General features: G+C 64.5%; 13 protein-coding genes. 7 read left to right on the forward strand and 6 right to left on the reverse strand.

Features of this window, described 5'->3' with window-relative positions; all coding sequences use genetic code 11:
• Positions 1-412: 412 nt before the first annotated feature.
• Together JJ896_08845 and JJ896_08850 are read right to left on the reverse strand one after the other, a co-directional pair.
• Positions 413-904 (reverse strand): histidine phosphatase family protein, encoded by a 492-nt coding sequence (locus tag JJ896_08845; protein MBO6779745.1) that lies wholly within the window; start codon positions 902-904, stop codon positions 413-415.
• On the reverse strand, positions 901-1,536 hold the full coding sequence (locus JJ896_08850) for a hypothetical protein (protein MBO6779746.1): 636 nt from the start codon (positions 1,534-1,536) through the stop codon (positions 901-903). Before JJ896_08850 ends, JJ896_08845 begins: the two co-directional genes overlap by 4 nt.
• Positions 1,537-1,552: 16 nt before the next feature.
• Here JJ896_08850 and JJ896_08855 point away from each other — a divergent pair, with 16 nt between their 5' ends.
• Together JJ896_08855 and JJ896_08860 are read left to right on the forward strand one after the other, a co-directional pair.
• Complete coding sequence (locus tag JJ896_08855) at positions 1,553-2,425, forward strand: SdiA-regulated domain-containing protein (protein ID MBO6779747.1); 873 nt, start codon at positions 1,553-1,555, stop codon at positions 2,423-2,425.
• A gap of 35 nt (positions 2,426-2,460) precedes the next feature.
• Positions 2,461-6,060, forward strand: a complete 3,600-nt coding sequence (locus JJ896_08860) for a BamA/TamA family outer membrane protein (GenBank protein MBO6779748.1) — start codon at positions 2,461-2,463, stop codon at positions 6,058-6,060.
• Positions 6,061-6,177: 117 nt separating this feature from the next.
• Here the strand turns inward: JJ896_08860 and JJ896_08865 are convergent, their stop codons facing one another.
• The 3 genes from JJ896_08865 to JJ896_08875 all read right to left on the reverse strand — a co-directional run bounded on the left by JJ896_08865 (position 6,178) and on the right by JJ896_08875 (position 8,463).
• On the reverse strand, positions 6,178-7,080 hold the full coding sequence (locus tag JJ896_08865) for an HDOD domain-containing protein (GenBank protein ID MBO6779749.1): 903 nt from the start codon (positions 7,078-7,080) through the stop codon (positions 6,178-6,180).
• 70 nt (positions 7,081-7,150) lie between these two features.
• Positions 7,151-7,525 carry a dihydroneopterin aldolase gene (gene folB / locus JJ896_08870; protein MBO6779750.1) on the reverse strand — a complete coding sequence of 125 codons (375 nt, stop codon included), beginning with the start codon at positions 7,523-7,525 and terminating at the stop codon, positions 7,151-7,153.
• Positions 7,526-7,557: 32 nt separating this feature from the next.
• On the reverse strand, positions 7,558-8,463 hold the full coding sequence (locus tag JJ896_08875; protein ID MBO6779751.1) for a hypothetical protein: 906 nt from the start codon (positions 8,461-8,463) through the stop codon (positions 7,558-7,560).
• Positions 8,464-8,568: 105 nt separating this feature from the next.
• On the opposite strand from JJ896_08875, the gene JJ896_08880 reads away from it, so the two are divergent.
• Entirely contained in the window at positions 8,569-9,531 is a 963-nt protein-coding gene (locus JJ896_08880) for a hypothetical protein (protein MBO6779752.1), read from the forward strand.
• Positions 9,532-9,548: 17 nt separating this feature from the next.
• Here JJ896_08880 and JJ896_08885 read toward each other — a convergent pair whose 3' ends face one another.
• Positions 9,549-10,532 carry a carbohydrate kinase family protein gene (locus JJ896_08885; protein ID MBO6779753.1) on the reverse strand — a complete coding sequence of 328 codons (984 nt, stop codon included), beginning with the start codon at positions 10,530-10,532 and terminating at the stop codon, positions 9,549-9,551.
• Positions 10,533-10,828: 296 nt separating this feature from the next.
• On the opposite strand from JJ896_08885, the gene JJ896_08890 reads away from it, so the two are divergent.
• The 4 genes from JJ896_08890 to JJ896_08905 are packed head-to-tail and all read left to right on the forward strand — an operon-like array spanning position 10,829 to position 16,883.
• Positions 10,829-13,825, forward strand: coding sequence for a tetratricopeptide repeat protein (locus JJ896_08890; GenBank protein ID MBO6779754.1), 2,997 nt, complete (start codon positions 10,829-10,831; stop codon positions 13,823-13,825).
• Entirely contained in the window at positions 13,825-15,507 is a 1,683-nt protein-coding gene (locus tag JJ896_08895; protein ID MBO6779755.1) for a TonB-dependent receptor, read from the forward strand. The genes JJ896_08890 and JJ896_08895 overlap by 1 nt, the downstream gene beginning before the upstream one ends.
• Before the next feature lie 36 nt (positions 15,508-15,543).
• Positions 15,544-15,726, forward strand: a complete 183-nt coding sequence (locus JJ896_08900) for a hypothetical protein (protein ID MBO6779756.1) — start codon at positions 15,544-15,546, stop codon at positions 15,724-15,726.
• Positions 15,723-16,883 (forward strand): SPOR domain-containing protein, encoded by a 1,161-nt coding sequence (locus JJ896_08905; protein MBO6779757.1) that lies wholly within the window; start codon positions 15,723-15,725, stop codon positions 16,881-16,883. Before JJ896_08900 ends, JJ896_08905 begins: the two co-directional genes overlap by 4 nt.
• The last annotated feature ends 19 nt before the right edge of the window (positions 16,884-16,902 follow it).

The raw sequence follows: 16,902 nt of genomic DNA on the forward strand, positions 1-16,902 counted from the left end.
GGCCACTGCTTCGAAGCAGCCTTGAGTGGAATCCTCACCCCGCATTCCATGTGGCGGCCGCGCTGAGGCGCCTCAGCCCTGAGCGGAATCCTCACCCCTCATTCCACGTCGCGGCCGCGCTGACTTGCCTCCGGACCACGCGCACGGGACGGCGGCGGCGGCCACGCGCACGGGACGGCGGCGGCGGCTACGCGCACGGGACGGCGGCGGCCACGCGCACGAGGCGACTCCGGCCACGCGCACGGGACGGCGGCGGCGGCCACGCGCACGAGACGGCGACTCCGGCCACGCGCACGAGACGACTCCGGCTACACGCCCGGCGAGCGGCGACCCCGCGCTCGGCAACCCGCGCGAACAACCCAGCAATCCGCGCCCGCGGCCAAATCCGCCAAGCGCCGCGCCGCGCCCCCCGTCAGTCCAGCGCCTTCGGAGGCATCAACGCCGTCAAGAGCCCGTGCCCGACGCGAACGCGGTCCCACTGCTCGGCGGCGAACTCGATACGCGCCATGCACGCGGTCGGCATGCGGATGTCGCCCCCGCCGATAAACGCAGACACGGCCTGGGACCACCCGGGCTCGTGCCCTGCAAACATCACGGTGTCAACCGCATCGGGCAATCCACCGGCCAGATTCAGGATAGTGCCGGGACCAGCACCGTAGAGTTCGCGATGCAACCGGATTTGGACATCCCACTCCCCCGCGTCCCGCGCCAACTCTATGGTGGTCCGGGCGCGCACGGCGGTTGAACTGAGAATCAGATCGGGCACACCACCGGTCGCTGCCAGCAGCTTGCCGAGTCGCTTCGCCGCTCTGATCCCTCGCGGTGCCAGCGGTCGGTCATGGTCTTCTCCGTAGTCCGCATTCCAGTCAGACTTGGCGTGTCGAACAAGAACAATGGTTTTCATGTCAGTCCGGCATTCAGGGCAAACACAATCCAGATGTACACAACGATGAACATGACGATGCCCACTGAGAGGCCCACCATGAACACGGTGTAAGAGATCCGCAGCAGCTCAAACTTTCGCGTCAGCACTTTACCGAGATTGTAGATGTCCCGCATCATCTGGCTGTACAGCACGTCGGGGCGGTTCAGCAGCTCCATCATGCCCGTCAGGTAATCCTGCTGCGGCATGTGCACAAAGTGCCCAAAAAACAGAATGTTGGCGCGATTGGCGCGCACGTCCTCCAGCGACACGAGATTCGACGTCACGCGGGGCCTCGCCGCCAGAACCGCGTACACAATCGAAATAAGGCAAGCTACCAGCAGAATCGACGTCGGAAGCAACAACCAGGGATTACTGTCGATCTTGGGTGACAGCGAGGCGATTATGATGGAAATGATGATGCCGTTGATCGAGATCATGATGTTGGCCTTTGTATCGGCCAGCGCACTCAGATCCATGTGCACCCGGTACGAGGTGCGGAACATGGTCTCCACGCCCCGTGTCAACTTCTTCGGCAGCCGCTCCGCTTCGTCCTTCCACGCGGGACGCTCCTTTTCTTCGCTGGCCGCCGCCACGGTTTCCTGATTTGCCATTCGCCGGGATTCAGAATTGCATCACAAGGTAGTGCGCCGCGCCCTCTCGCCCACCCTGTTCGGGGCCTTTCTTCTGCCGGTCCTGCTTGCGCCGGCATGCCAGCTGCCGCAACCAGCACCGACTCCCGAATACCTGCAGCCCGCACGCACGATCACGCTTCCCCGCATCCTCAACGAGGTATCGGGGCTGGCCGTTGCGGGCCCGGATCTGCTCCTGGCGGTTCAGGATGAGGAGGGTGACCTCTTCGGCGTGAACCCGGAAGACGGTGAGGTGCTGTTCCGGGCCGAGTTTGCGGGCGATGGGGACTTCGAAGGCCTGGACGTCTCGGGCGACAGCGTCTACGTGCTGCGATCCGACCCCCGGGTTTGGGTTACCGCCATTCCGAACGCCGACGGCGACATCGATGCGCGTCGGCAACGGATCGACCTGCATGGTTCTTGTGACGCCGAGGGACTGGCGGTACATCCCGCCACGGGAGAGCTGTGGTTGTCGTGCAAGGAGTCTCCCGGCCGCGGCGTCGGCAGGGTGCGCGCCATTTGGGCCTCCCCGTTCTATGCCGCCGACGAGGCAGAACCTCGGCTCGCACTGAGAATGCCTCCGCCGACCGTTTTCGGCTCGGATGAACCGATGCGGCGCGGTTTATTCAAACCTTCGGGACTGCTGTTTAACGCAGCCGGTGACCATCTGCTGGTATTGTCGGCTTCGTCACGAACACTACACGCGTACGCCTTGCCAGAAATCGAGCCGATTGCGTCATGGGCACTTGACCCGGATGTATTTCCGCAGCCTGAGGCTCTGGCGCAGGCGGCAGACGGCACGCTCTACGTAGCCACAGAGGCTCGCGGAGGACGCGCCGTCATTGGAGTATTTCCGGACTTTCCGTTTTGACTTTTTCTGCCCGTCTGCTAATTCTCTTTTTCGCGATGGTGCCGCTTCTGCAGGCATCCGCACAGCAGGCGTCCATCGTCCAGCGAGTCTTCCTGATTGGGGACAGCGGCGGGTTCGACCCCGACCTTGATGAGCCGCTGTTGACCATGCTGCGGGAAAAGCTGCTTGACGCGGACTCACTCGGCACGGTCGTTTTCCTTGGCGACAACATCTACCAGCGGGGCTTGCCGGACTCAGCGGACGCGGGATTTCAGCTCGCCGAGGCCCGACTTCGTCAGCAGCTCGATGCAGTCAAAGGAACGGGTGGACGCGTAGTCCTGGTGCCGGGCAACCACGACTGGGATCATTCCGGGCCGAACGGGCTGGCCAATGTGCTGAACCAGGAGCGCTACACCGAGGCGTATCTGGACCAGGGAAACACGTTTTTGCCCGATGGCGGTCTGCCCGGTCCTTCCCTGGTTGAGCTGGCCGAAGGCCTTGATTTGATCGCCATCGACACGGAGTGGTGGCTGCGCACGGGCCAGAAGGCCTTCGGCGAGGGCGAGCACTATGAGACGCGGGAGGAAGGGGACTTCCTCGCCAATCTCTCGGACCTGCTGCGGCGGCGCGACGACAACCGGCTGATCATCGTTGGACACCACCCGATGCGCAGCAACGGCCCGCACGGGGGCCGCTTTCCGCTGACAAAGCACATCTTCCCCCTCACCGACCTGTGGGAAAACGCCTGGGTGCCGTTGCCTCTCATCGGCAGTGCGTATCCCCTGGCAGTCTCCATATCGGGTGGCAAACAGGACCTCTCGCATCCGCGCTACCGATCCTACCGGCAGGCTCTGATGCGCATTTTCGAGCGCCATGAGGAGCACCTTGTCTACGCATCCGGCCACGACCACTCCCTGCAGCACTTCCCGGTCGGCACCATTGACTACATCGTATCCGGGTCTTCCACCCGCCCGAAGTATGTCGGCAAAGGCCGAGGAGCCGAGTTCACCAGCTCCATCCCCGGCTTCTTCGAGCTGGTCTACTACAACGACGGCTCCTCCAGGCTGATTGCGCACACGGTCGAGGACACCATCTACGACGCTGTAATCCATCCGCCCCGGCCAACGGACACAGCGCTTCCGCGCACTGAAGAAGAGCCGGTCTCACCGTTTGAAACATCCTACTCCGGCGCTGCGGCCCCGGAACTGGAAGCAGGGCCACTGCGCAAGGCATTCCTCGGCCAGGCCCACCGAGACGCATGGACCACGCCCGTGACCGTGCCCGTACTCAACGTGCGCGAACTGGGCCTCCGGCCGACCCAACGAGGGGGCGGGCAGCAAACGCTGTCCATCCGATTGGAGGACGCATCGGGCAACGAGTATGCGCTTCGATCGCTGGCCAAGGATCCCACCAAGACCCTGCCGCTTGAGTTGCAGGACACCGTGGCCCGCGACATCGTGCTGGATCAGGTGGCGATTCTACACCCCTACGGAGCACTCCTGGTGCCTCCCCTCGCCGAAGCCACGGGAGTCTACCACGCCAAGCCCCGGGTCTATTTCGTGCCCGACGATCCGGCGCTGGCGCCCTACACCGAGGTGGTTGGCGGCCGCATGATGATGCTGGAGGAACGCCCGGACGACGACATGTCCCATGCGCCCCACTTCGGAGCTCCGGAAGAGGTGGTCGGCGCCGCTAAGATGTACAGCGAACTGCTCGAGGACAATGACCACCGGGTCGATGCGCGGTTCTTCGCCCGCACCCGGGTATTGGACATGTTCATGGCCGATTGGGACCGCCATGAGGACCAGTTCAGGTGGGCCGAATTCGATCCGCCGGACGACAACGGCAAGTGGTTTCGACCCATACCGCGGGACAGAGACTGGGCGTTCAACCGCATGAACGGCCTGTTTCCGAATCTGGTGCAAACCCGATGGATAGAGCCCAAATTCCAGGAATTCGCCCCCAGGTACGGGTTTATGGCGGGCCTGAATCGGCAGGGCCTTCCCCAGGATCGTCGACTGACCTCTGAGCTCACGCCGGAGGATTGGACCGCAATCGCAGACTCTGTCACCGCGGCGTTGACGGACTCCGTGTTTGACGCCGCCATTGCGCAGTGGCCGGAGAGTATTCAGACGCTGCACGGCGAGGAGTTCCATCGCATCATGCGCGAACGGCGCGCCCGACTCACCAGAGCGGTTCGCACCTACACGGGATTCCTGGACCGCACCGTCGACGTGGTGATGTCCGACAAGCACGAAGAGTTCGTCCTGGCGCCGACCGAAAACGGCGGGACCGAGCTGACGGTGTACAAAACCACGAAAGAAGGCACCAGGCGAAAGGTGCTCTATCAGCGCACGTTCGACCCCGGACGAACCCAGGAAGTGCGGCTGTACGGCATGGGAGGCAACGACCGCTTCCAGGCCCACGATGTCGGCCGCGGCATTCGATTCCACCTCATCGGAGGGACCGGAGATGACGAATTCCGCGGCTCCCCGAATACCCCATACAGCGTCTACATCTACGATACGATCGGGGGCATGGTCATCGAGGAGCCGGGCATGAGCAGGAACCGGCTCAGCACCAACCCGACCGTCAACCGATACGATCGCACAGATTTCCGCTTCAATTCCGTCCTCGCGGTGGCCATGATCGGCGCCAATGAGGACGATGGGCTCTTTGTCGGAGGCGGACCACTCATCATGCGGCACCGATTCCGCAAGGAACCCTTTGCGGCCCGCCACCGGATCCGCGCCGCCTCAGCCGCACGTTTTGAGGCATTCCAGATTCTGTACGACGCGGAGATGCTGAAGCTCTGGGGTGCCTGGGATCTGACGATGGACGTTGAGATCCACTCACCCGGAAGCTTCCGCAACTTCTTCGGGTTGGGCAACGAAACGGTCAACAATCGCCCCAACCGCGAATTCTATCAGGCCCGCATCACAGAGGGGCGCATCCAGCCTGGATTGCGCAGAGCCCTCTCACCGACGTCCTACCTCTGGATCAGGCCGTTCGCACAGAACCTGCGCGTCAGCTCCGACCCGGGACGATTTATTTCACAAGCCGGGATTTCGCCTTCCAGCTTCCGCGACCAACTACACGCGGGCCTTGAGGCGCAGATCGTGTTCGACTCCCGGGACAGCCGTGTACTCCCCCGCCGCGGGCTGCACTGGCGCACCTCGGCGACCTGGCACGAGGGACTGAGCAACGAGTCTCGCAGCTACGGGCGGCTTTGGACCCAGGCCTCGACCTATTTCTCCCGCTCAGACGACACCCCGTTCACCTTCGCGACGCGCGCGGGGGCCGAGCATGTCACCGGAACGTTCCCCTTCTGGGACGCAGCAACCCTGGGCGGTGAGGACAATCTGCGGGGATTCTCAAGCACTCGCTTTGCGGGTCGCACCTCCCTGTACCACAATCTGGAGGCCCGGGCGCGGGTGAAGCGCTTTGCCGGATACCTCGCGAACGGACAGTGGGGGGTGCTGGGATTCGTGGATCACGGACGGGTCTGGACCGACGGCGAATCTTCCAGGGTGTGGCACCGGGCTGCCGGCCTGGGTGCCTGGATGTCGCTGTTCGACGCGCTGACGTTCCGAGCCCGGGTCGGATTCTCCGAAGAGCAGCGCCACGTGGTGATCGGATCGGGCTTCGCCTTCTGACCGGACCCGCGTCGGCCGTTCGGTTGCGGGCACGGACCCCATCGCCCGGAAAATCCTGAGACAGAAAAAGGCGTCCCCCTGCAGAGAGACGCCTTTTCCGGATGGTCCGAGACCGATCTAGAGGTGCGACATGGCCTCTGGCGGAAGGGCCTGAACTTCTTCCACCATGCGGGTCACGAAGGTGTCGTCGACGCCCAGGAACGCAAGAATGCGGTCTCCGAACGCCTCCCACTCCTTGCTCACCGGCAGGCCGTCGATTGCGCGGCAGACGTGGAGCGTGGTGTGCAGGACTGCCTGCAGCTGCACGGCCGGCTCCGCGTCGAATCCGGCGCCATGAAACTGGTCGACCGGGTCGTGGTGCTGGAGGATGCCCTGAGCCAGAACATCTGGCAGCATCCAGCCATGGGCCATCATGTAGCCGACTACGGCGTGATTGGTACCGAGCTCTTCTTCCTCGTACTCGGTCCAGGTGAACTCGTCCACGATCTGAGCCTGGGCGTACAGTTCGCTGTAGTTGGCGAAGCGGCGACGCAGCACGGGCACGCCACAATCGGCGAACAGGCCGGCGGCGTAGGAATCTTCGGCAGTCGAAACGCGCGTTTCGCGGGCGATCATCGTTGCGACGACACCGTGGCGCGCGGAATGCTTCCAGAAGGTGTCCATGAACGGACCGCGCTGATCAGCAAATGCCGCTTTCAGCATCAGTCCGGACGCAATGTTGACCACGTTGCCGATGCCGAGCAGGCGAACGGCGTGGTGGATGGATCCAATCTTGCGGCGCAGGCCGAAGAAGGGTGAGTTCACAACCTTCAGCATGGAGGCGGCCAGGGCCACGTCGGCGGAAATAATGTCGCCGATGCGCTCCAGGTCAGGATCGGGCTTGGAACGCTCGTTCAATACGTTGACGAGGATGGTCGGCTGCGGCGGGATCATGACTCCCTTGAGCAGCTCCTCGGCCCTCTTGACGCTTAGCTCCAGGCCAGGGCGTACGTCTTTGGCAGTGTTTTCTGATTCGGTCATCGGATTTTCGGCAGTAGAATTGGGGGGACTGCCCCGAGTTCAGGGGACCCGGTCAGTCGCGGTGCCCTCTCTATATCGGCCGAGAATCACATCGGTAAACCGCTTCCGCGCAATCGCACGGTCCGCCGACCGGCGGGTTCGCTTTCCTGACCGTCACTTCGACGGCCGAGAGCAGCGCCGAGTCTGCCATCACCTGATGCGCAATCAGATACGCGAGGCGTTCGATGAGATAAAACTTGTTTTCCGTAACCACCTGTCGCACAACCGAATACACCAACTCGTAGTCAACGGTTTTGTCGAGCGCGTCGGTCTCTGCGGCTTCCGAGAAGTCGAGCTCCATGGCCACATCCACCTCGTAGCGGCCACCCACGCGATGCTCTTCCTGCATCACCCCGTGATGGGCGTAGAAGACGGCATTTTTTAGTCGGACGACGCCCTTGGACATGGGATCAGAGATAACTGGGGAGGACAGCGAATTTACGACCCCGGCAGAGCCTGAACGAACGTGCGGTCGAGCGAATCGGCAGGTGCCAGCGTGCCAGACTTCAGCGCTGAGAGGTAAAGCGTGCCGTAGAGTCCAAGCAGACCGTCATCCCGACGGGCGTGCTCGTTCAGCAGCGTGGTGACGTCTGCCCGCCGCAGCTCCGGACCGACATGCACGGCCCGCGGTCCATACGGCCCGGGTCTCGCCTCTGCCGGGAAGCTGCGCTCGGGCTCGTACGGGCGCGTGCCGTAGTGGCAGCCGAAGCAGTCTGCGGGCACGTGAAGCGGGTCCGGATCGCCCTCGATCGAACGCGTGAGGTTGCCGTCCGCATCGTAGGCGACGAACGTCCAGAAGCCGTCGTCGCGCCGAATCATGGCGGTAGTCTCCGGGATCTGCCCCTCATCCAGGTGCTCTCCGATGACCACCGTGCCGGGTGAATATGTCATCGGCTGCCCGTCCACGAGTCTTCGTTCGAGGGCTTCCCGAACCGCGTTACGGGCGATGTGCATGCGGCGCCGAAACCGTGTCATGGAGCCCGAGACCTCGTGCTGCAGAGACGATGTGGTGTCAAGCAAGGCCAGCAGGTCTGCACGGGTCTCGGGCACGCCCGCCGCTCGGTAGTAGTCGGCAGTGACCGCATCGACCAGTTCCTGGCGCGTGATCACGCCGTCTTCAGCCGACGCAGCCAGCAGCGCCGACGGGCGCGTGCCGAGCGCCTCCAGATTCAGGGTCTCCCCCTCCACTGCGCTCCTCAGGGAGTCTGAATTGCCGAGCGGCCCCATCAGGAACACCAGCATCTCAGCCGGATCGGTGGTTTCCAGATCCAGCCGCACGGTGCCGGCCTCAGACGAGCACCCGGACGCTGCCACAAGCAACACGATGATTAACAGACGCGGCAACTCAAGATTTCCGGTTTTCTGCCGAGACAGGAGAAAATGCCGGGTCCGAACGGTACCTCCCTGAGGCCGTTCCCGCCCTGGCGACCAATCAAGAACCCCGACGCTATGGACACCGGGATGGTCATCATGGTCATCGCTCTGGTCGTCGTGACCCTTCTGGGTCCCGTCGCCGGCTACTTCTATGCCGTGCGCCGCGCCCGTCGTCGGGGTGTCGACGGTGAAGCCCGCATCCGTCAGCTCCAGGATGAGTTGAGGCAGGCGCGTTCGGGCGCAGGTCACGCTCCCATGCCTCAGCCCCGGCCTGCTTTTGGACAGCCGCCGGCCTATGTGCCGCGGGCGGCACCCGAGGTCGCTGCCCAGCAGCCCGCCGCAGCGCCGCTCGGCCACCAATCCGCTTCGGGCCCGCCGACCCAGGCAACACCACCTGCTCCCCAGCAGATGCCGGTGCAGCGCCACATGTCGCCCGACGAACGATTTGCCTCGGAGCCCCCGCTTTTCGGTGATTCCGGGTCGCCGTCTCAGCCGCCGCCTCAGCCGGCGGTGCCTGCGCAGCAGCCGGTGGCTCCGCAGTCGCAGCCCGCGACTCCGCAGTCGCAATCGTTGGCTCCCCAGCAGCAACACGTGGTCACGCCGTCGCAGCCGGTGGCTCCACAGCCGCAGCCCGCGGCTCCGCAGTCCGAGCAGCCGGTGGCAATGCCCCAACCCGCTGGCCCCCCGCCCCAGGAGACGACTGCGCCATCCCCGCAGGCTCAACCGGCAGCCCAGGCCGGCGAACACCCGCCCGGCGATCCCGCCCGCGCAGCAACCCCATCGACCGCCGGATTCACACCGGTTTCCGACATCATCGATGCCTCCGAGGCCCGCAAGATGGACTGGTTGTCCGAATTGTCGATGGGCCGCAGAGTCCGTCTGCAGCGTCTGGGCTACGATGCTCCGGAGAAGCTGGCCAATCTGCGCCGGTCCGAGGTCCGCCGTCTGGCTCGGGAGCTCGACGTCTCTGAGGAGGTCATCAAGGAGCGCTGGATGCCCGCCGCCGCGGCGCAATTGCGCGCGCGGGACCAGGAGTAGTCACCCGATCCGCAGACTCAGCTGGCGGCCGTCGCCGTCACCCGCTCCCGCAGACGATCCAGGCCCGGCTCGTGTCCGAAGTTGCTTTCGTAGCGTTCGGAAAACTGGTCCATGTCGAACCGGTGATTCGCCGTTCCCAACTGCTCCAGCACGTAGGTGCTGCATAGCGCGCCCACTCTGCCGGCAATCTCGTGAGGCAGGTCGGCGCTCAGCGCCGCGAGGAAACCGCCGCGATAGGCATCGCCCGCTCCGGTCGGTTCGACGATTGTGTCCGGCCTTGCCGTTGGAATGCGCGTTTCACCCACTCGCGAGTGGATCGTGCTCCCCTTTTCGCCCTCGGTAACCACCAGATGCTCCACGGCGTCGCGCAGGCGATCCACGGTCCAGCCGGTCTTCTTGAGAATGACCGCCAATTCGTACTCGTTGACAAAGAGATATGCCGCACCCGGAATACTCTTTTTCAGATCCTCCCCGGAGAGGCGCGCGGTCTGCTGGCTGGGATCGTACAAAAACGGGATTCCCGTATCGCGGGCCTCCGACGCCAGGTTCATCATCGCCTCCGGATCGGAAGGGCTGACCACCACCATGTCGGCATCCGTCAGCCCACGATCCTTCAGCGCAAACCGCTTCGAGTGCGCCATGGCACCCGTGTAGAAGTTGGCAATCTGGTTCTGTGCCTGATCGGTCGAGACGAAGAAACTGGCTGTAAAGTCGTCCTCGATCTCGATGATGTGCTCGGTCGAGATCCCGTGCTTCTCCAGCCAGGCCCGATAGTCGCCGAAGTCCTGGCCGACGGTCCCGAAAATGATCGGATTGCCCCCGAGCAGCCGCAGCGTGTACGCAATGTTCGGTGCCACGCCACCGCGCTGACGCACCATGCTGTCTACCAGAAAGCTGAGACTGACCGTCTCCAGCTTGTCGGGAATCAGGTGGTCGGTAAAGCGGCCTGGAAACCGCATGAGGTAGTCGTAGGCAATCGAGCCGGCGACAACAATGCGCATGGTGACGGGCTTGGAATTCTAGTCGCGAATAATCACACCCAGGAACACCCCGAAGGCGAATCCTGCAATGAGCGGCCACTTGCTGTCGGATTTCAGCCAGCGAACGAGGCCGGCCTTGACGGACTGAACATCGGGTGATTCCATGGGCAATACCTGGGTGGGTCTGAGCGTCGATACAACACCGCCGCACCTGAGAAGTGCCGCGGCAAATTTTCCACGGCCGGCACGCCGCCGGAAACGTCCGATCCCGGCCTCCGTACAGGGGCCGCAACCGCCCGAACCGACACTTTTTGCCTGTGCGCCCACTGCTTCTGGCCACCCTGTTGGCCCTGACTTCGGCTCCGCTCGCGGCTCAGCCCGCTGCGCCGAATGAAAACGAGGCATTCGCGCAGGCCCTGCGGGCGTTTGAGGAGGCGCGCTTCATTTCGGCGGCCGACCGGTTCGCCCGATTTGATGACCGCTATTCCGGCAGCGATCTCCTTCCGGATGCCCTGTACTATCGCGGCGCGGCGCTGCTTGCCGGAGGGCAGGAAGGTCAGGCCATCGAGGTGCTCTCCGACTTCGAACGCCGCTACCCCGCCCACCCCCGAGCCTATGAGGCCAGGCTGGCACTCGGGCGCCATTATTTCGAGAATGGGCAGGCCCGGGAGGCTATCGCGACGCTGTCGGCCGTGCTCGATGCCGAACCCCCGGAGGAACTGGCCGCCCGCGCGCTCTACTGGATGGGCGATGCGGCCCGGCAGCTACGCGACACGGACGCCGCGCTCAACTACTACCTGCGCGCTTCGGACTACCGGCAGACGGAGACCGCGCCGGCCGCGCTGTATGCGCGAGGGTACCTGTTCATTGAGCAGGAGCGCTACGAAGAGGGCGCCGAAGCGTTCGAGCTACTTGCTGCACGCCACCCTGACTCCGAATTCTCGCTTTCGGTGGGACTTGCGTTGGCCGAGGTCTACTACGAGCTGGGCGACTACCTGCGCACCGTGGAGGAGATTCGCGCACGTCTGCCCCGACTGGAGGAGGACTTCCGCGACCGCGCACATTTCCTGCTGGCCGAGTCCTACAACCAGCTCCGGGACTCCGAAAACGCCATCGTCTATTACCAGCGGTTCACTGAAGAGAATCCCGACAGCCCGTTCTACCGGCGCGCGCGGTTCGGCCTCGGCTGGAATTACCACTATCAGGAGGCCTATCAGTGGGCCTCCGAGGAATTCGCGGCCGTGCAGGACGGCTCCGGCGACGAGCTGGACCGGGACGCGTTGTACTACGAAGCGGTAAACCTCAAACTCTCCGCTCAGCCGCGCGAGGCTGTGGACCGGTTTGCCGCCTATGCCCGCCGCTACCCGGGCGGTGAACTCGCGGATCATGCACGGTTTGAGCAGGCGCTGACGCTGTACGCCCTGAGAGACTGGACCGGAGCCCGGGACGCGTTTCGGCAACTGATCCGCGATCATGGCGATTCGCAACTGCTCGGCCAGGGCTTCATGCATCTTGGCAACACGCTGATCGCCACGGGCCACTTTGACGGAGCGCTGAGCGCGTTCAACGAGGCCATCGACCGGAATGCAGCGTCCCAGGAGGTGCGCGACGAGGTGGTCTTTCAGAAGGCCTGGCTGCTCTATCGCAACGGCCGATACGAGCAGGCCACAGGCGCATTTTCGCAGTTGCTGGATGAGTCGCCGTCTGGCGCCCGAGCCGCCGAATCGCTGTTCTGGATGGCCGAGAGCAATTTTCAGCTCGGCAACTTCTCACGCTCGGCGGAGCTCTTTCGACGCTACCTCAGGGAGCATCCGGGCGGCGTGCATGTGGAGGCGGCTCACTACGCGCTTGGCTGGAGCTACTTCCGGCAGGCCCGCTATCAGGACGCCATTCCACAGTTCGAAGCGTTCCTGCGACAGCATCAGGGCGGCTCGGAGACCATTCCCTACGCCGCAGACGCTCGGCTGCGCCTGGCGGACTCCCATTTTGCACTGAAGCAGTACCCGCAGGCCATCCGGGTGTACGGGCGACTCGCATCAGACGGGGACGACTACTCGCTGTACCAGATCGGGCAGGCCTACGCCAACGCAGGTGACCCACTTGAGGCCATTTCGACCTTTCGGCAGCTGCTGCAAAGCTTCCCGAACAGCGAATGGCGGGAGGAGTCGCGCTATCAGCTTGGCTACCTGTACTTCCTGAACCAGGAGTATGACCAGGCCATCGCCACGTTTGAGGAGCTTATCCGGGCGCACGGGCTCGACCCGCTGGCGGCCAAAGCCCAGTACGGTATTGGCGATGCGCATTTCAACGCCGGGCGCCTCGATGCTTCTGTGGCCGCCTACCTGACGGTGCTCGAGCGGTACGCAAGCAGTCCGTTTGCAACCGATGCGGCCCGCGGAATCCAGTTCGCTCTGGTTGCATCGGGGGACGATGAGCGCTCATCGGCCATTATCGACTCGTTTGCGGTGGCCAACCCACAGTCTCCACTTCTGGACGAATTGCGATTCCGGCAGGCAGAAGTCCGCTACCAGAGCGGCCAGCCGGACGCGGCCCTCAATGACCTGCTGGCATTCATCCGCTCCGCCCAGGACACCCGGCTGTTGTCGGAGGCCTACTACTACCTCGGCAGCATCTATTCCGAACAGGGACAGGGCACCGAGGCCGAGACCTATCTTCGGGAAATCATGACCCGCTATCCGGATTCGCCGCGGCGGGTAGATGCCGCGCTGCAACTGGGGCGGATTTACCTCGAACGCGGATCGCATGGCCGCGCGGAGCAGGCCTTCTCCCAGGCCGCCGCAGCCACCGGGCAGGGCGAACGACGCGCCGAAGCCGTCTACGGACGCTCCATGGCGCTCCTGGCCCAGGGCCAGGTTTCGGAGGCGGAAGCCCTGCTTCAGGAGATTGTCGATGCGGCCCCGGATGATGCAGGCTCGATGCCTGCCTACCTGGGCCTGGGCAGGATCTACCAACAGCGCGGATTTTCGGACCGCGCGACCACCTACTACCGTCGTGCCGCGTCCGGATCGCGCGGCGAAGCCGGTGCAGAGGCCCTGTTCCGATTGGGTTCAATGCTGCGCACGGCCGGCAACGCACGGGGCGCCATCGAGGAACTGGCACGCATGCCGACCCTGTTCGCCGGGTACTCAGAGTGGATGGCTCGCGGCTACCTGGAGCAGGCCCGCGCGTTTGAGGCCATCGGCGATCGAGGCGAAGCCGTGCTCATGTACGAAAACGTCATCGACTTCTATCCGGAGCGCCCTGAAGCAGAAACCGCCCGCACTGAACGGGCTCAACTCACCGGAGACCAGTGATGCGCAGCGTTTTTCTGATTCTCGCTCTGGTGTTGCTTCTTCCCGCTACAGCGGAAGCCCAGGCCCTGCCGGATCTCGCCCCTCGCGAGGTCGAAATTCAGGGTGAACTGACCATCGCATTCCCCTCACTCCGCCGCCAGCCACTGGTAGGCTTCAACCCGCCTCCGCGCGTTCCGGAGATTGATCTGCGACGCATGCCGTTTGTAGAGGCGTACAAGCAGGACGGGGCGGACCTGCCTCAGAATCCCCTCGCCAATCCCACGACGCCGCGTGCCTTGCCGCGCGCCGAGGGAGACGGCTTCACGGGCACGTTTGAGACCGGGTTCGGGCGCTACTCGGCCCGCTACGCCCTGCTGGAAGCGTCCCTGTACGCCAGTTCGACGGCGCGCTGGACGGTCGATGGGTCCTACGACGGCCAGACCAGCTACGCACCGTTCGGGATGGACGCAGGGGCAGACGGCATTCGGGGAGGCACCGCCTACACCACGTCCGGAGAAGGCCTGTCCTTCGGCATTGAAGGTCGGGGGGCGTCGGAATCCTACAATATGTATGGTGCGGATACCGCTGGTGGAAGCTCGTTGGCCAATCCCGAGCGCACTCGGTCGGATCTCTCCGGTTCACTGTGGGTCGGGTCTGGAAGCGCGTCCCGGATGGGCTATCGGCTTGAAGCGGAGGCCTTTTCAGGCCAGACCGAAACCGCAGCCTTTGTCGATCGCACCGACGACAGCGCCAAGCGCACGGATTCCGGATTCGCCGGCAGCGCCAGCCTGAGCGCCGGCTCGTTCCGGCTGGACGCCAACGGCGGCACCCTGCGTCTGGATGGCGAGGATGGCGTGCAGCACTTTGACGCCGGTGCCGGATTGCGTCTTCGCATTGGGTCCGGAGCCATGCTCTTCATCGGGGGCCGGGCGCTTGGATTTGAGGCCCAGGCCGTGGCCAACGGCAGTCACCGGAGGGCGCTCACGTACGCCAGCCCGTTGGCCGTGCTGGAGGCCGAACTGGCTCCCAACATTCGACTGGAAGTCACGCAGCGCCCATCGCTTTCCGATGTGCGTCCGGGCCGTGTGCTTGCTGAAGCACCGTTTCTCCTGGACGAGTTTCACGTCGAGCCGGTGGTATTTCCGGTTGACGTAAAGGCCCGGGTTCGCGGGTTCTTCGGGGACCTGCAGCTTTCGGGCGTAGCCACGTATCGGGAATCACCGAACTGGCGCGTGTACGAGCACGCGCCGAGCAACTACGCCGGCTACGCACGCGGCCTGACGCGGGTGCGCCACACAGCGGCACGTACGCTCAGTGTAGGCGCCGAGGCCCGGTTGTCGCCATCGCCGGGTGTGGAAACTCGCCTGGGTGCCCGTGTGCAGGATGGCCGCATGACGGATCTGGAGCAGGATCTGCCGTATTTCGCCAGCTGGACCGTGGACGGCATGGTCTCTGTCGCCTTCTCGCAGAGGAAGGGGTTGCTGCAGGCTACCACGGAGGTCTTCGGACCTCGCTCTGGCGATGCGGCCGGCACCCTGGACGTTCCCACCTACGCGGATCTGGACCTCAGGCTGTCATACTCCGTGCGCGGCAACGCGCTCATCGCCCTTGAACTCCGTAATCTGCTCGGAGAGACGCCCGTCTGGTACAACTATCCGGAGCCTCCGGCCACCGTGCTTTTCGGAGTCGGATGGCGCTGGTAGCCGTCCCCTATCTTCCGCCTGTCAACACCCAGCCGCATGCTCAAGACGAACCCTGCATTTATCGACGTTCTGGTCGAGTCGGTGATCGATCTCCTGCAGCGCGGGCGCACGGTGGACATTCCCGGCGTGGGTACACTCAGTGTGCGCCACGAACCTGCCGGTCCCGGGCCGGACGCATCCCCTCATGATCGTGTGGTATTCAACCCATCGAAGTCATGAAGAATGACCTGATCCGGGAAATGGCGGAGCGGCTCGGCCGCACCGGTCCCGATGTCGAGAAGGCGCTGGCCGCCTTTGCCGCTGCTGTTGCCGACCGACTGGAGTCCGAAGGAGAGGCCAACCTGGCCGGCCTCGGTACCCTGCGCAAAATCGGGGATTCCTATTCATTCGAGGCGAGCGATGCGCTCTCGCAGGCGGTCGACTACCGGTGGATGGGCTCGAACGCTCCGGTTGCCGCGGGGTCGGACGGCGGTGGTGGTCTGGATCCCGAGCTGGTTGCTCCCGCGGCTGACGAACTCTCGATCCGCAAAGCGAGTTGGGCGCCCATTGATCTGGATCCGACCGCGGTGGAGGCGCCGGCTGGTCGGGCGACCAAGCCGTCGGCGCCACAGCCACCACCGTCGGTGCCGCATCCCGCTGCACACCGTCCCGCTCCGGCCGCGCACGCTACCGCTCCTGACACCCAGGTGCCGCCGACTCCTGCCCCGCCGCCGGTCCCGTCCGTGCCCGAGCCACCGCCGGCGGACTCCTTTGCGCCCCCAAACACGGAGGACGTCTCGCCGCTGGTGGACGACCTCACCTACGAGACGCTACACCAGAGTTCCGTCCCCCCAAGTGCTCCGCCCCCTTCCCGGAAGCCGAGGCAGCGCGCTGCTGCTGCCCCGAACCGCACACCCCTCCTGGTAGGAATTGTGGTCGTGGTGCTGCTTGCCGCAGCGGGGCTCGCCTGGTGGCAGAATCAGGACTCCGATTTCGACCCGGACGACCCGGACCTGGTGCAGAATGTTGAGCCGGAGGCGACTGCGGCGGAGGACTCGAGCGCGGCCGTGCCCGCCGGCGCGGTGGATGGCGGAGAGTCACCACCTGCAGAGGACCCCGGGTCGACCCCGGCCGCTCCCGCCAGCATCCAGCCAAATTCCGCGGGCTACACACTGATTGTCGGCTCCTCCCTCAGTCAGGCCGCGGCCCAGCGCCAGGCGGATGGATTCCGCTCGCTGGGCCTTCCGGTAGGCGTGTTGTCCTACGCCGACGGGGATGGTCAGACCCGGCACCGAATTGCCGTCGGTGAGTTTGCGTCCGCCGCCGAAGCCGACAACGCCCGGCGATCCATGTCCGGCCTGCCCGATGGCACCTGGGTACGCCGAATCCGCCCCTAGCGGACTATCCATCTTGATC

Source organism: Rhodothermales bacterium (genome assembly GCA_017643395.1).
GTDB lineage: Bacteria > Bacteroidota > Rhodothermia > Rhodothermales > UBA10348 > JABDJZ01.

Coding starts and splice junctions, on each gene's coding strand:
- JJ896_08845 (MBO6779745.1), bottom strand. CDS start 904: ATGAAAACCATTGTTCTTGTTCGACACGCCAAGTCTGACTGGAATGCG.
- JJ896_08850 (MBO6779746.1), bottom strand. CDS start 1,536: ATGGCAAATCAGGAAACCGTGGCGGCGGCCAGCGAAGAAAAGGAGCGT.
- JJ896_08860 (MBO6779748.1), top strand. CDS start 2,461: ATGGTGCCGCTTCTGCAGGCATCCGCACAGCAGGCGTCCATCGTCCAG.
- JJ896_08865 (MBO6779749.1), bottom strand. CDS start 7,080: ATGACCGAATCAGAAAACACTGCCAAAGACGTACGCCCTGGCCTGGAG.
- folB (MBO6779750.1), bottom strand. CDS start 7,525: ATGTCCAAGGGCGTCGTCCGACTAAAAAATGCCGTCTTCTACGCCCAT.
- JJ896_08880 (MBO6779752.1), top strand. CDS start 8,569: ATGGACACCGGGATGGTCATCATGGTCATCGCTCTGGTCGTCGTGACC.
- JJ896_08885 (MBO6779753.1), bottom strand. CDS start 10,532: ATGCGCATTGTTGTCGCCGGCTCGATTGCCTACGACTACCTCATGCGG.
- JJ896_08895 (MBO6779755.1), top strand. CDS start 13,825: ATGCGCAGCGTTTTTCTGATTCTCGCTCTGGTGTTGCTTCTTCCCGCT.
- JJ896_08900 (MBO6779756.1), top strand. CDS start 15,544: ATGCTCAAGACGAACCCTGCATTTATCGACGTTCTGGTCGAGTCGGTG.
- JJ896_08905 (MBO6779757.1), top strand. CDS start 15,723: ATGAAGAATGACCTGATCCGGGAAATGGCGGAGCGGCTCGGCCGCACC.